General features: G+C 46.8%; 9 protein-coding genes. 8 read left to right on the forward strand and 1 reads right to left on the reverse strand.

The window, feature by feature from the left end; all coding sequences use genetic code 11:
- Nucleotides 1-17: 17 nt before the first annotated feature.
- Nucleotides 18-2,792, reverse strand: coding sequence for an MMPL family transporter (locus ACHZCY_RS21880; RefSeq protein WP_319550407.1), 2,775 nt, complete (start codon nucleotides 2,790-2,792; stop codon nucleotides 18-20).
- A 47-nt stretch (nucleotides 2,793-2,839) separates the two neighbouring features.
- Here ACHZCY_RS21880 and ACHZCY_RS21885 point away from each other — a divergent pair, with 47 nt between their 5' ends.
- The 8 genes from ACHZCY_RS21885 (at nucleotide 2,840) to ACHZCY_RS21920 (ending at nucleotide 15,303) form a co-directional block, all read left to right on the forward strand.
- Nucleotides 2,840-3,115: a hypothetical protein gene (locus ACHZCY_RS21885; protein WP_319550408.1), complete on the forward strand. Its 276-nt coding sequence runs from the start codon at nucleotides 2,840-2,842 to the stop codon at nucleotides 3,113-3,115.
- A gap of 575 nt (nucleotides 3,116-3,690) precedes the next feature.
- Nucleotides 3,691-5,682: an acetate--CoA ligase gene (gene acs / locus ACHZCY_RS21890; protein WP_319550409.1), complete on the forward strand. Its 1,992-nt coding sequence runs from the start codon at nucleotides 3,691-3,693 to the stop codon at nucleotides 5,680-5,682.
- Between the two features lie 152 nt (nucleotides 5,683-5,834).
- Nucleotides 5,835-7,790, forward strand: coding sequence for a DUF294 nucleotidyltransferase-like domain-containing protein (locus tag ACHZCY_RS21895; RefSeq protein ID WP_319550410.1), 1,956 nt, complete (start codon nucleotides 5,835-5,837; stop codon nucleotides 7,788-7,790).
- A 3-nt stretch (nucleotides 7,791-7,793) separates the two neighbouring features.
- Nucleotides 7,794-8,504, forward strand: a complete 711-nt coding sequence (locus tag ACHZCY_RS21900) for a 3'-5' exonuclease (protein WP_319550411.1) — start codon at nucleotides 7,794-7,796, stop codon at nucleotides 8,502-8,504.
- Nucleotides 8,505-9,135: 631 nt separating this feature from the next.
- Nucleotides 9,136-11,781 (forward strand): alanine--tRNA ligase, encoded by a 2,646-nt coding sequence (gene alaS, locus ACHZCY_RS21905; RefSeq protein WP_205221183.1) that lies wholly within the window; start codon nucleotides 9,136-9,138, stop codon nucleotides 11,779-11,781.
- A gap of 382 nt (nucleotides 11,782-12,163) precedes the next feature.
- Nucleotides 12,164-13,411: a beta-ketoacyl-[acyl-carrier-protein] synthase family protein gene (locus tag ACHZCY_RS21910; protein ID WP_319550412.1), complete on the forward strand. Its 1,248-nt coding sequence runs from the start codon at nucleotides 12,164-12,166 to the stop codon at nucleotides 13,409-13,411.
- A gap of 189 nt (nucleotides 13,412-13,600) precedes the next feature.
- Nucleotides 13,601-13,852 (forward strand): acyl carrier protein, encoded by a 252-nt coding sequence (locus ACHZCY_RS21915; RefSeq protein ID WP_205221181.1) that lies wholly within the window; start codon nucleotides 13,601-13,603, stop codon nucleotides 13,850-13,852.
- Nucleotides 13,853-13,854: 2 nt separating this feature from the next.
- Nucleotides 13,855-15,303 carry a phytoene desaturase family protein gene (locus ACHZCY_RS21920; RefSeq protein WP_319550413.1) on the forward strand — a complete coding sequence of 483 codons (1,449 nt, stop codon included), beginning with the start codon at nucleotides 13,855-13,857 and terminating at the stop codon, nucleotides 15,301-15,303.
- Nucleotides 15,304-15,322 lie beyond the last annotated feature (19 nt).

A 15,322-nucleotide genomic window follows, 5' to 3' on the forward strand; every position in this document is an offset into this window, starting at 1 on the left:
GTGTGAGCAAAAAAACATTATGTAGTGTCAGTATTTTTTTGAGGCGCAAAAACGTCTTTCAGTTCAGAAACGGCTGCTGTGTCTGCGGGCAGCGACAGATGTGCCGTTGTCTCATCCATGCTGTCTTTCCAGTCTGCAGTTACTGCTGCTTGTTCTTTTGCTTCATCAAGGGCCGGCAGTTCTTTTTTAAATAATCTTGATTCCAACAGATTAAACAGAAGGGGAAGCAGCGTAAAAAATGTAATCCCCTGCATAAACATAAATGAAATAGTCATGAATGCCGTTGTTTGCAATGAGTAATAAGCAGAAAAAAGAGCCGGGGTAGCTCCAGAAATTACAGCTGCCACACTCCATATGACCGGGAAATACGTTGCTGTTAACTGTTCCTGGAGGTTGTCTTGACAACAGCCATATTCTTTTACTTTTTTGCCGGCTGAGTGCAGCATTATGGAGGTTAGGCAGAACGAGACAGGGAACAATATGGTGATGGCTGCCATGGTAACGGTGGCCAAACGCATTCCGATTAATCCGCATATCCCGTAAGCACAGATGAGCGGGTAGCCAATGACGGCCAGGAGAGCAAGGCCGCACGTCAATGAGCGTCGTGCAAAGGAAAATATGAGACAGCCGGTTATCAGCCCCACTGTGGACCAGAGAATCAGAGACAATACCGTTTTTTCATTCCATATTTTAAAACCGTAGGCTGATCCTGCCCAAAAATAGTCCAATGGAACAGGAGGGGGAGTGGTTTTGAAATAGGACGCAGTTGCTTGGACGATTGCTTCTATGGAACGTGCTGACGAATTTTTCAGATAAAGAGTAAGCGTTGTTGTGGTTGCATCGGCAGTTATAAAGCGTGCAAGATGCGGTGTCGGCCGTTTCTCTTTAAAAGCAGCAAGGGTCTGGTCAACGCTGCCTATGGTCGTAGGTATTCGTTTGTACTCAGAGGCACCTTCAAATAAGGCCTGGTGCATTGATTCCACTATATCCACAACAGAAAGGGTCTTGCCTATCTCAGGTAATTGTTCCAGAAACTGTTGTAAGTCTGCCAAATAAGCAAGCACAGCCGGCTTGAGAAAAGTCTGTTTTTCGTTATCCAGTTGGGCAAGGGTATCCAAGGCTATTGACCAGTGGTTAATCTGTACGTCATCTTCCACGTGGAGAGCATTCATTTTCCGGCGCCAAAGACTGGTGAGTCTGCTTGAGAATTCAGTGGTTGAATGCAGGTGGTCAACGGTTTGTTCAATATCTTTTTCAAGCGAGGTGTAAAATGACGGTGCGTCGTCAAAGGTATTTTTCAGCGTAGTGGTCAGCCATTGCCGCGCTTCATTAATAGAGCGTGTAGCAACAACATTGGCCGAAAATACAAGGTTGAGCTGGTCGACCCCGGCAAAGTGTTGAATGATTTTTTGGTTTGCTGTTTGGATCCAATGTTTTTTTGCATACCACTGTACAGGGGTCGCATTAATTGTTACCAGCATGATGCCTGTCATCCCCAGGACGAGAAAAAAAATATGGGCTGCCACTGTGAGCGAACAGTGGTTGGCGCAGATATATGCCAGCTTCCCTGGGAGAGCACTTTGGGTTGTATGCTTGGCCAGGACAGCCAACCCTTTGCTTATTTTGTTTTGATTTTTATTTACCGATCTCCAGGAGGGGGGCAGTAATATAAATGTGGCTGGAACTGCCATTACGCTGCTGATAAAAGCAAGTAAAATGGAAATAGCTCCGAAAAACCCCAGAAAGCGAACCGTGGCCAGAGAGGAAAAACACAAACAAAGCAGGGCCCCCGCCGAGGCAAGGGACGTGAGCCAAAGCTGTGGTAGGAGGATTTTCATTTCCCGGGCTATAAACGAGGGGTGTTTTTCTTTCTCCGGCAATCTGCTGTTAAGAGTGGCAGCGAGCCAAATGGAGAAGAGGAGGGAGGTGCACGCTGCAATCAGCGGAGGGGTGAAACTAAAAAGGCCGGCCGGCAACTGTACCAAGGTTTGCAAGGCCAGGGTGAGCGAAGTGGAACAGGCCACCGGAAGGATAAATATGCAGCTGTATCCGGAAGCGAAAACGGTTAAGAGTGAAACGGCAACAATAAGTGCTAGGCTGGCGCACATGAGCGGGAGCGTGTTCTTTTCCATTTCTCTGAAAAAATTTTCTCTAGCAAACGACAACCCGGAAAAGAGCAGCTGAACAGCTTGGGGATCTTGGTTTATGGCAGCGTGTTGCAGCTGTTGTTGTATTTCTTGGGTTTTGCCGCTTATCAGGCATGGGAGTCGTAGGGCTATTGCTTTTTCGTCCTGGGAGATAAATATGTTGTTCAGCAAGGGGGATTGCAGCGCCTGTTGAACTGTTGCCTCTGTGAGTTGGGGGACATCAAGTGTAGCATTCAGAAAGGGAGTAAGGGTAACCGCCCCGAGGTCACCTGGGGTAGCGAGGTCTATGTTGCCCGGAGCGAGGTAGTCGTTGGCAAGGATCTGTGGCGAGGTGCTGGTCACCCTCGCAAAAGACTGAAGAGTTTGGTCAAGGGTAATGAACAATGAAAACGCTGCAGGGGTAAAGATGCCTGCTTCCTCAGAATTCGGAAAAATACCAACCGTTAGTATTTCTTGAGCAGCCATTGGTTGCTCGGCATGGAGCATTTTTGTCCATGGAGGTCCCTTGGCCAATAAAGCCGTTGTTGATTGTTGGGTATGCGAAAGAAAAAGCAAGATACTGAGGACAGTGAGTAACAAAAAAATACATGTTATCTTGCGAGGATGAGTGATCGGGCATTGGATCAGGAATGTTGTGGGGGACATTCTTATCGTCGAGTAGAGATCGTCGTTTTTTGGAAAGAGCGGGCCTTATGAGAGGGATCGTATACTCTTTTTATCAGTTCTGTTCTCTTGTGATCAGCAATGTGGTTATGGAGGCGAGTTACGTCCTTGCGCATGTTTATCAGCCCATTGGCTCTCGATGTAGACGGGTGCTTGGAGAGGTCGGCATTGGAGGTGTAGGCATGTGCGGCAAATTCTCCAGCAGTAGTCTCCCGCTTGCTAAAAGAGCAGAGAGTGTTGATGTGAAATGGACAAGAGCTATTGATTGGATAACAGCGACAGCTATTAGATCCGTTTGTTGTTGATTGCACAGTCTATGACTGAAAAATATCTGTATAGGAAAATTATTGGATAGTTACCTGCTGCTTGTCAAGAAATATGTTCGTTTTTCATGTAGATGGTCAGATTTATTGGGTAACGAAAGCTTTTTTCATGTGGGAAGACGTGTCATCAACGATAATGAAGGATGGTATCAGAAAAAAGCAATAGCTGTAAATTGGTATGAACAATGGACCAATTTAGTTTGCAGCCCTGTTATGAAACTTGTAGCGGAAAACTTATTAACAGTCTGTTTTTTTTAGTAATATAGCGCTTGTTTGTTTTGAGCGCAGTATACTATCCCCGGTTGCGTAAAAACAGATGCCTCTGGGGGCCGAGGTGGGATTATTTTGTTATATCTTGACAAAGGAATAAGGTATTATTAATCCTACTACTATGTTTTCAGAAGAGAGAGGTATTTGATAACGTTCTGTTTTTCTCTATTTTTACCCAACAACCTATACATGATAATGAAGAGTAAAAGGAAAGCATGTTTGACTAGGCTTTCCTACTAGGTGTGGTGTCTGCAATCCATGCTTAAATAATAGTCCAAGGGGGGCCTATGAGTGCAAAAGAGATGGAAGATAAGATTACGAGTTTGCTGAGTGAGGGGAATACCTTTGAGCCACCCCAGGAAGGTCGTGATGAGGCGTGGATAAAATCCCTTGATCAATACAAGGAGATTTATCAGCGATCTATGGATGACCCGGAAGGGTTTTGGAGTGAACGTGCCGATGAACTCGTCACCTGGGATAAGAAATGGGACAAGGTCCTGGAATACGATTTGACTGTTCCCGAAGTCAAGTGGTTTCAGGGGGGAAAACTCAATGTTTCCTACAATTGTCTGGACCGCCATCTTGAGGATGGTCGCCGCAATAAAGCCGCTATCATCTGGCAGGGAGAACCGGAAGAAGACGTAAAGGTCTACACTTATCAGATGCTCCACACCGAAGTGTGTCGGTTTGCTAATGTACTCAAGAAAAAAGGGGTCAAAAAGGGGGACCGGGTTGCCATCTATATGCCGATGATTCCGGAACTGGCTATTTCTCTGTTGGCATGTACCCGACTTGGTGCTGTGCATTCTGTTGTGTTTGCAGGTTTTTCTGCGATTGCTTTGCAGAGTCGAATCAATGATTGTGAGGCCAAGGTTCTGCTGACTGCAGATGCCGTACTTCGCGGGGGTAAGGCGATCCCCCTGAAAGCAAATGCTGATCAAGCCATGGAGGAATGTGACTGCGTTGAAAGCTGTATCGTTGTTGATCGGGCCGGGACAGATGTAGCCATGCAGAAAGGGCGTGATTGCTGGTGGCATGAAGAGGTTGAAGAGTCTGATATTGCATCGTACTGTGAACCCGAATCTATGGATGCTGAGGATCTGTTATTTATTCTCTATACTTCAGGTTCTACCGGTAAACCCAAAGGTGTTGTCCATACCACCGGCGGCTATTTGACCTATGCCATGCACACCAGTCAATGGGTATTTGATCTCAAGGACGACGATGTCTACTGGTGCACAGCAGATGTCGGCTGGATTACCGGTCACAGTTATATTCTTTATGGTCCGCTTGGTCTTGGGGCAACGACTGTTATGTTTGAAGGCGTTCCAAGCTATCCGGCTCCTGATCGTTTCTGGAAGATAGTTGAAAAATTTAAAGTCAATATTTTTTACACTGCCCCAACCGCCATTCGCGCGCTTATGCGTGACGGCATTGAGTATACCCAGCGTTATGATATGTCTAGTCTGCGTATCCTCGGATCTGTTGGTGAGCCAATTAACCCGGAAGCATGGATGTGGTACCATGTGAACGTGGGTAAGGGAAAACTACCCATTGTTGACACCTGGTGGCAGACCGAAACCGGCGGGATCATGATTTCGCCACTGCCGTATGCAACCCCGCTGAAGCCGGGATCCGCAAGTTACCCTTTACCAGGTATTGATGCGGCAATTTTTAATGAGGAAGGGAAGGAGGCTGCACCCAATGAGGGTGGACACCTTGTTATTCGCCAGCCTTGGCCTGGTATGCTTCGTGGCGTTTTTGGTGATCCCCAACGGTATAAAAAAACTTATTTTAGCCGGTATGAAGGAATTTATGACCCAGAAGACGGAGCTCGATGTGACGAAGATGGTTATTTTTGGATCATGGGGCGCCTTGATGACGTTATCAATGTAAGTGGTCACAGGCTGGGTACAGCCGAGATCGAATCAGCCTTGGTGTCCCATGAGGCTGTAGCTGAGGCTGCTGCTGTTGGTATGCCTCATCCCATCAAGGGGCAGGCAATTTTTGCCTATGTTACCCTGATGTCGTGGGCTGAAGAAAGTGATGAACTGCTTGCAGAGCTACGCAGCCATGTACGTGCTGAAATCGGACCCATTGCTACCCCTGAGGCCATCCAGTGGGCCCCAGGTTTGCCGAAGACCCGATCCGGAAAGATTATGCGACGTATTTTGCGTAAAATAGCAGCCAACGATTTTAAAGATTTTGGCGACACTTCAACCCTTGCCGATCCATCTGTGGTCGATCAGCTCGTTGACGGTAAGAAAAAACTGGGCTAATCGTAAAAGAGGAGCAGTTTGATTTAGATGCCACCGGCTACGTGCAACCGGCAATGAAATGACGTATATTGAGGCAGGACGCTCCGGTGTCCTGCCTGTTTTTTTTTGGACTTTTTGTAGCCATGAGGCTCTATTAAATAGGTACAGTCATTATGGATAAGGGGCATATGGCAAGTAATGGGCAGGTGCCTTCAGCACCTGATGTGATTGTCGATTTTCTTGGCAATATCATGCCGTTTAAGGAGCTCGACTTGCAACTTTTACAAGATGTTGCCCGGCATGTACGAGTCGACTTTTTTCCCAAAGGAACATGGCTGCTTACCATGGGGGAAAGTGAAGTCCGATTTCTTTATCTGATCCAACAAGGTGGAGTGAAATCGTTTTTGACCGACGAGGAAGGGCAAACTACGCTGAAAGATTACCGCGGTGAAGGCGAATACATAGGGGCTCTTGGTATAATACGAGGCACTGTGGCCAATATGAATGTGGAAACAGTGGAAGATACCTTTTGTTTTTTGTTGCCACGAGACATTTTTCTGGACTTGATTACTTCGCAGCCGGGCTTTGCCCAGTATTATTTAAAAAGTTTTTCCGAGAAAGTTGTGTCCACCGCGTATACAGAATTGCGGAAACATAGGGTCGCCAGACGTGGAGACGAAGATCTGTACCTTTTTTCCATCAAAGTCGAGGATATCATAGGGCGTACCCTGCGTAGGATACCTGTGGGGGCGTCGGTGCAGGATGCAGCCAAAATGATGATGCGTTTCAGTGTTGGCTCGCTGTTACTCTATGAGAATGACGAGGATAATATTGTCGGTATTATTACGGACAAAGATCTTCGTAACAAGGTTGTTGCTGCGGGGATGGAGATGGCAATGCCGGTAAGAAAAATCATGACATCTCCGGTAGCCGCTATCAGTTCCCAGGCCGTTTGTTTTGATGCGCTGATAAAAATGATGTCCTCCGGGATTCATCATTTGGCTGTGGAGGACAACGGGAAAATTACAGGGATAATTACCTCTCATGATGTCATGTTGCTCCAAGGGAATTCTCCCTATATGTTGTTTAAAGAAATCAGCACCCAGTGTTCCTATCCAGCCTTATATTCCTTGGCCCAGAAAATCCCGGGTGTTGTTCGAAACCTCATAAATGAAGGGGCGAAAGCTGGTAATATTGCCCAGATGGTAGCGCTTTTAAATGACCGGGTGCTCGCACAGCTCTTACGCTTAGTGGAATTGGAGTTAGGTCGTGCTCCGGTCCCTTATTGTTGGTTGTTGCTGGGCTGTGAGGGGCGAAAGGAGTTAACGTTTAAGACTGGTCAGGAGAACGCACTGGTATATGCCGACCCCGAAGATGATTACCAGCAAAGGGCAGCAGCCGTATATTTTAAGGAGTTGAGCAAAAGAACGATAAACCATCTGGTAAATTGCGGGTATCCTGTAGCTGAAGAGCACATTATTGCAAGCGATTCCCGGTGGTGCCGGCCATTACGTGTCTGGAAGGATCAGTATACTACTTGGCTTAAGGGGGAGCCTTTTGCAGGTGTGGTTGAGAAAGGGGCATTTTTTGACATTCGGCTTGGGTACGGTCATAAACCCCTTTTTGAAGAGATACGCGCCAAGATAGTTAAGGATGCCCGAAAGTATAATGGATATTTAATCAGCGCTGTCAATGATTGTACCACCTGGAGAACTCCGCTCGCTGTTTTTAGAGATGTTATTGTTGAGGAGGACGGCAAGCAGGAAAGCCTTTTTGATATAAAAGAAAAGGGATTGGCGCCTTATATTCACTTTGCACGAATTTTGGCTCTTCATTATGGTATTAGGGAAACGAACACCCTTGCCCGGCTTGCAATCCTTGCAAAGGAAGGTCGCCTTGACGGCGAATTGGCCGGTCGGATTCAGGAGGCTTGCGAAATCCAGATGCATATACAACTTATCCATCAACTGCATCAGTATGAAGTCGGCTCTCTGCCGGATAGCTTTATTGCGCTTGGAAAACTTACTGAACTGGAGAGGAAAATGTTACGGGATGGGTTTGAGCTGGTTGGCGAATTAAATGATCTGTTGCAGTCCCTGGTTAAGGGTATTCATAAAAGGCAACGATAGGGGATGCGCTCTTTTTTTAGCTGGTTGAGGAAACCAGATCCACTCCTTGTGCGCAATGAGGAGCAGTTTAAGCGGCTTGATTTTCGCCTTCCTTTACCTGATTATGATTATGTGGTGTGTGATACGGAATTAACCGGCCTGCATAAGCGTAAAGATGAAATTATTTCCATTGGTGCCGTTCGTATCTCCAGGTTACAGATTGAACTTTCCAGTACCTTTCACACTTTGGTTCGTCCCGTCAAACTAGATGCAAATCAAGCGACATTTGTCCATCGCATCACTCCTGAGCAGCTCCGGAAGGCTCCAGGTATAGAGGAGGTTTTACCCCGGTTTGTTGAGTATTGCAGTGGAGCACTCTTGGTGGGGCATTGTATTAGCCTTGATCTTCATTTTTTAAACCTTGCAATCAGGAAAAATCTTGGCGGGATCCTGTCCAATCCTTGCGTTGATACCATGACCATGGCTCGTCTCTACAAAGAGCTTGCCGGAAAAAGAGGCGTTCGTTTTGCGGGGAACCCTGGATCCCTTGTACTCGATGATTTAACAGCAGAATTTAAATTGCCCCGTTTTAAGCCCCATGATGCCCTGGAGGATGCATTGCAGACCGCTTATCTTTTTCTTTTCCTGGCTAAGAAATTAAAGAGTATGGGCGTGCAGACTTTGGAAGATGTACGTCAGTTGGGACGCAATAAGGGCGAAGAACGACTTTTTTGAGGGTGGCTTTTGGGGACAAGCAAGGGTTGAGGTGGAGATGAAGTACTGAAAAGTGTAGTTCGCCTTGTGCGCGATGGTTTTTTTATTTGCATTGTCGTCGTTGATGTATATGATTAGCCCTTATTTCTCGCGATATTGTATCAATGTTGCTCAATTGCACACTATTGGTTTATGTTGAGCGTAGGCGCATGGTGGTATGTTTTCGAATCGTCGCTTATTGGTACCGCATGGACTGACCTTTGGTGAGCATTTTATTCATTTTATATCTGATTTATTTTAATAGCATCAATCTGAAATCACATATCTTTTCGGGAAATGACAAAATGCTCATGAGAAATTCTGGTTAGCGCCTGGACTTTTGTCGCCATCGTCAGTAATCTGCAGACATAATGTATTTTGATTCGTAACTGTTCTGCGAAGAGCTAAAAGCTGTCAAGCTAGCCCAACTGTAATTGATCAGCAGTGCTCCAAATGTTCACAAGCTGACCGATTTAGCAGGTAAGCCCCGACTTCGATACATCGGTATGCTGGGCGAGCTGATCGTGAAGAGTTGGGGTGCTGCTGAAGAGTTACCTTTGATTTTAAGATTGTATATCTTGAATACCCATTAACACAAAACATATTTGCAAAGATGACCGGTAAAGAAATTAGAAAACGTTTTCTTGAGTATTTTGAACGACACGGACACACCAGGGTGAAATCTTCTTCTTTGGTGCCCCATGATGATCCTACCCTTCTCTTTGTTAACTCCGGAATGGTGCAGTTCAAAAAAGTGTTTATGGGTGAAGAGCATCGACCATACACTCGTGCGACCACAGCCCAGGCAAGTGTTAGAGCCGGAGGCAAGCATAATGATCTTGAAAATGTAGGATATACGGCCCGTCACCATACCTTTTTTGAAATGCTGGGTAACTTTTCTTTTGGTGATTATTTCAAGAAGGAAGCCATTGCCTATGCCTGGGAGTTTTTGACGGTTGAGCTTGGTTTGGATCCACAGAAGTTATGGGTTTCCATCTATGATGACGATGATGAAGCAGATGAATTATGGAAACAGGTCAAAGAGTTGCCACCGGGAAGAATCGTCCGCATGGGAGAAGAAGAGAACTTCTGGGCCATGGGGGATACCGGGCCGTGTGGTCCTTGCTCTGAAATTCATATAGACCAAGGAGTGGAAGCTGGTTGTGGTCGTGCTGACTGCAAACTAGGGTGTGATTGTGACCGCTTTCTGGAGTTGTGGAACTTGGTTTTTATGCAGTTTTACAGAGACGAGAACGGTAAAATGACACCGTTGCCACACCCGTCCATTGATACCGGCATGGGGCTTGAGCGGGTAGCAGCTGTTTTACAAGGCAAATACAATAATTTTGATTGCGACCTATTTACCCCGATTATTGATTATATCGCCGAGCTGGCAGGAAAAAAATATCACGACAATAAAAGTGACGATGTGTCCCTTCGTGTAATTGCAGATCATGCCAGAGCGACCACTTTTCTTGTAGGGGACGGCGTGTTGCCTTCCAATGAAGGGCGGGGATATGTTCTGCGTCGAATTATGCGTCGAGCCATTCGCTATGGCAGGGCCCTGGGGTTGGAATCGTTTTTTCCTGGAGTTTGTGCGCTTGTCACAGAGACAATGGTCGACGCGTATCCACATCTGGATGATACTAGAGACTTGCTGGCCAAAGTGGTAGCCAACGAAGAGCAGCGTTTTGGCTTGACTCTTGACAGAGGGCTGCAGAAGCTTGATGAAGAAATACAGAGATTACAAGCAGAGTCGGGAGAATCGGCCATTATTGATGGTACATTCATTTTTAAGCTGTATGACACCTATGGCTTCCCTGTCGATATCGTCCGTGATGCCGCGATAGAAAGGGGCGTCGCCTTTGATGAACCTGGGTTTGCCCTGGCCATGGAGCAGCAACGTGAGCAATCACGTAAGTCCTGGAAGGGCAGCGATGTGGACCATCTTGACCAAGGTGTGCTACATCTGGTCAATCAGGAAAAGACTGCCGAGTTTACAGGTTATTTTTCCACCAACAGCGATTCTGTGGTTGAGGGAATCATTGATCAATCCGGTGCGTTGGTGCAAAGCGGAAAAGCGGGCGAGCGTTTACAGGTATTTTGCCGGCAGACACCGTTTTATGCGGAATCAGGGGGGCAGGTTGGCGATCAAGGCGAAATATCCTGGCCGGGAGGTCGTTTTGAGGTGACCCAAACACTCTCACCAGTAGAGGGGATTATTCTTCATCATGGTGAGGTCGTTGAAGGAACGCTTGAGCAGGGGCAGCAGGTTAATCTCCAGGTTGCTGAGCGTCGCGCAGAAATTGCCTCGAACCATACATCCACACATCTCTTGCATGCCGCTTTGAAGCAGGTCTTGGGTGAGCATGTCAAGCAGGCCGGTTCATTGGTAGACAGTAACCGGTTGCGTTTTGATTTTACCCATTTTTCTCCGGTCTCCCCTGAAGAAATTGTGAAAATAGAGAAAATAGTTAATGCCAAAATTCGGCAGAATATTCCTGTGTCTTCGGCAATTCTAGACCGGGAAGAAGCAATTGAAGCTGGTGCGACAGCACTCTTTGGTGAAAAATATGGTGATGATGTCCGGGTGATAACCATCGGTGATTTTAGCAAAGAACTTTGTGGGGGTACCCATGCCGGTGCAACCGGCGATGTCGGCCTGTTTAAAGTGATTCATGAAACAGGGATTGCTGCAGGAGTACGTCGTATAGAGGCTGTTACCGGCAGGCAGGCCATGGAATGGCTCCACAAATTTGAACAGGACGCAACGGAACTGTGCAAGACCGTGGGGAGCCCACTGGAGAGAGCTGCTGAAAAGGTGGTCAATTTACAAAAAAGGCACAAAGCGCTGGAAAAGGAGCTTGCGGCGATCACTGCCAAAATGACCCTTTCCAACCTTGATCAACTCCTTGCGGGGGCGGTAGAGGTAAACGGGGTGCAGGTTGTTGCCTGTACTGTGAAATTGGATTCTCCAAAAACACTGCGCGAAATTGGTGATAAAATCAGAGATAAAATGCAGACCGGTATTGCAGTGCTTGGTGGAGAATTTGGTGGAAAAGCAGCCTTGCTTGCTGTAGTGAGCAAAGATTTGACAGGCAGGATAAAGGCTGGTGATATTGTTAACAAAGTCGCTGTTATTGTTGGCGGCAAAGGCGGTGGTCGACCAGACATGGCCCAAGCCGGCGGTAGCATGCCGGACAAGCTTGATGAGGCTGTCAGCAAGGTGCCTGCTATTGTTGAGGAGCTGCTCAAATAAACTTTGACAGTGGCGACAAGAACAAGGGTATCTTGAATAATTGCCATTTAGCCCGATTTTCCGGAGTCATGGCTTGCCTGACCTCGAACTAAATTGCTGATAATTCAAGATGCCTTTGAGATTTGAACGCTGGAGAACGCATATGTGGCTGAGGCCGTATATGCGTTTTTCGCATAAACCATAACTCGGATGCTGTTACACTTTTTAGGCCATCTTGCATAATTGCCTTTTCACCCAACTTTCTTGCTGTACTTTAAAAAAACATCGGAATATTAATTATGTGTCTGTTGTTATTTTTTAAGCATGCCTTAATCTTGGATGAAGATTCTAATTGTTTAAGTATCCTTGAATAGTCCTGCAGCATCGAAAGAATAGTAAGATAATGCAACAGTCTGATTCACAACGAATTGTCATCACCGGAGTGGGGCTTACCGCACCTGGTGCATCATCGCTCGACCAGTTTAGAGCGAATCTTCTTGCCGGCAAAAGCGGCATAACAACTTTGGATCTTCGGTATATGGGGGTTCATCCGGCCGGTATTTGTACGTTTGATGAAACAAGGTACCGTAAAAAGAGGGAGAACAAGCGCGGAAGTCGTGCAGGCTGTATTTCCGTATACTGCGCCAATGAGGCTCTTGAGGACGCCGGAATAACCTTTGAGGAGTATGACCGTAGCACAACCGGAGTTTATCTTGGCCTTACAGAGCATGGGACGGTGGAAACGGAAAATGAGGTCTACAATATAAGCAAATTCGATTATAATGTGGACTATTGGACCCATCACCATAACCCGCGAACCGTTCTCAACAACCCAGCCGGTGAAGTTACCATGAATCTGGGTATTACCGGTCCTCACTATACCATTGGTGCTGCGTGTGCCGCAGGGAATGCCGCACTTATTCAGGGGGCCCAGATGTTGAGATTGGGAGAGGTGGATTTTGCCCTTTGCGGTGGGATCTCCGAGTGTGTCGGCTCTTTTGGTATCTTTGCCTCTTTCAAGTCTCAAGGAGCTTTAGCCGAACATCCAGACCCCATTCGTGCCAGTCGTCCATTTGATATGGAGAGAAACGGAATCGTTATTTCAGAAGGAGGGTGTGTCTTTACCCTGGAAAGACTGGACAGTGCTCTGCAAAGAGGAGCAAAAATATATGGTGAGCTTGCAGGGTATGCCATGAATTCCGATGCCAGGGATTTTGTTTTACCATATGGTCCCCGGCAGCAACAGTGCATGGAAATGGCGCTGAAGCGGGCTGGAATGGATGCCGGTGATATTACGATCGTGAATACCCACGCCACAGGCACTCGCCAGGGTGATGTGGAGGAATGTTCGGCCATTAGAAAGACTTTTGCCGGCTGCACATCCACCTATATCAACAATACCAAGTCCAGTATCGGGCATGCGATGGGCGCGGCAGGAGTACTCGAACTTGCCGGCAACCTTCCCTCTTTTACTGATCATTACGTGCATCCGACCATTAATCTCGATCAACTTGACCCTGACTGCGCTATGCAAGGGTTGGTGAGTGGCGAACCGCAAAAACTTGCTCGTGTTGATGCTGTGTTGAATAATTCCTTTGGTATGCTGGGAATAAATTCAGTGGTTGTTGTCAAGAGTTTTGTGGCGGGTTGAGGTGTTTTATGGTAAGTTCTTCCGTTTTGTCCCCGTTCGATGAATACTGGGGGCTGGAAGAGCTGGCCGTATGCTCACACATTAGTCACTGACTATTAAGCTGATTTCCATATAACGAATATGACTCTTGCAACTCTTGCCTGAAAGGCTACTGTTGGAAGAGTTTTCAATAAGCAACGGGGACGGAGTATGACTCGGGAAGAAATCAAGGACGTTATCCTTGAAATAATAGAAGATATCGACGAAGAAGCAGAATTTGATAACCTTGACGCAGATGCACCATTACGCGACCAGCTTGATTTGGACTCGATGGATTTTCTGGATATTGTTATGGAACTGCGAAAACGTTATCAGCTGCAGATTCCTGAGGACGAATATCCGGAGCTGGCAACTTTGACCAGCTGTGTCAACTACCTGGAGCCAAAGCTGAAAGACGCCTAAACTTGAGCAGGCAGGATTATGCCGGCATTGCTGCCCGTTGGTCCTGCCTTTACCTTCCTTCCCACCTTTTTTCTATGGCTGAGTATCAGCTGATTATCATCGGCGGCGGTTTATCTGGAATAGCCGCAGGCATTCGTGCGGCGCGTTTCGGAGTCAAAACCTTACTTCTCGAACAGCACACTATCCCAGGAGGCCTGAATTCCTATTATTTCAGGCAGGGGAAAATACTGGAAACCGGGCTGCATGCTATGACCAACTATGCGGCTGCCGGGAATAAACGTGCTCCATTGAATGTTCTTTTTCGTCAACTCAAACTTTCCAGAAAACTGTTTGCGACCCATGAGCAGGTGGGCTCTGAAATACGATTCCCCGATGCCTCGCTTTTATTTTCCAACGATCCCCTGCTTCTTGAACAGGAGATGGCAGGAGCCTTTCCAGAGAGTGTTGACAGATTTATTGCTCTGAAAAAAAGTATTGCTGCGTATGACCCTTTTACAGTGCAACCTTGGAAATCTGCGCGTACTTTTCTCTCGCGCGCTCTTGAGAACCCGTTGTTGGAGGAAATGCTGCTGTTACCGCTGATGGTATATGGTAATCCTGAAGAGCATGATATGGATATGGGGCAGTTTGTGATTATGTTCCGGTCTGTTTTTGAAGAAGGATTTTTCAGGCCTGGTGGGACTATCCGAGAATTCTTAACAATGTTACTGGATCAGTTTAAAAGTTTTGGCGGAGAAATTCGTTATCGTGCATTGGTGAAAGAAATCTATAGGGAACAGGGCAAGGTTAAAGGTATACGACTGGCCGATGGTGAAATTCTAACAGCAGATGCTGTGCTTTCCACCGTAGGCATGCCGGAAACCATCAAGCTCAGCGGATGGGATATTCCGCAGCAGGCATACGGTGGACGGATGAGTTTTATGGAAACCGTGTCCCTGGTTGATGAGAAAGCACGAGAGGGGCTTGACAGTTCGGCTACAATCCTTTTTTATAATAAAAAATCCCAGTTACACTACCAGCGACCGACGACATTTCTTGACCTTTCCTGGGGAGTGATTTGTTTTCCTGATAATTTTCAAGGGCTAGAGAAGGAAGAGTGTTTTCAGATCAGGAACACCAATGCTGCTAATTATGCCCTATGGAAAGCGGCAACTCCTGCTGAATACACAACACTCAAACAGCAGTGGACCCATGCTGCGATCAGTAACGCGGAAGATGTCATCGGCCCATACAGCGAGAATGTGATTTACCAGGATAGTTTTACACCGCTCACGGTTGAACGTTTTACCAGAAAGGCTGAAGGTGCCATCTATGGGAGTCCCTTAAAAATAAGAGACGGTAAAACGCCTTGGCCCAATTTGTTTATTGCCGGCACGGACCAAGGGTACCTGGGTATTGTCGGGGCCATGCTCAGCGGCGTTACAGTGATTAATCAACATATTCTTTCCTAGATACGGCTACGTAACAGCA

This window comes from Desulfogranum marinum, from assembly GCF_963675105.2.
Taxonomy (GTDB): Bacteria; Desulfobacterota; Desulfobulbia; order Desulfobulbales; family Desulfobulbaceae; genus Desulfogranum; species Desulfogranum marinum.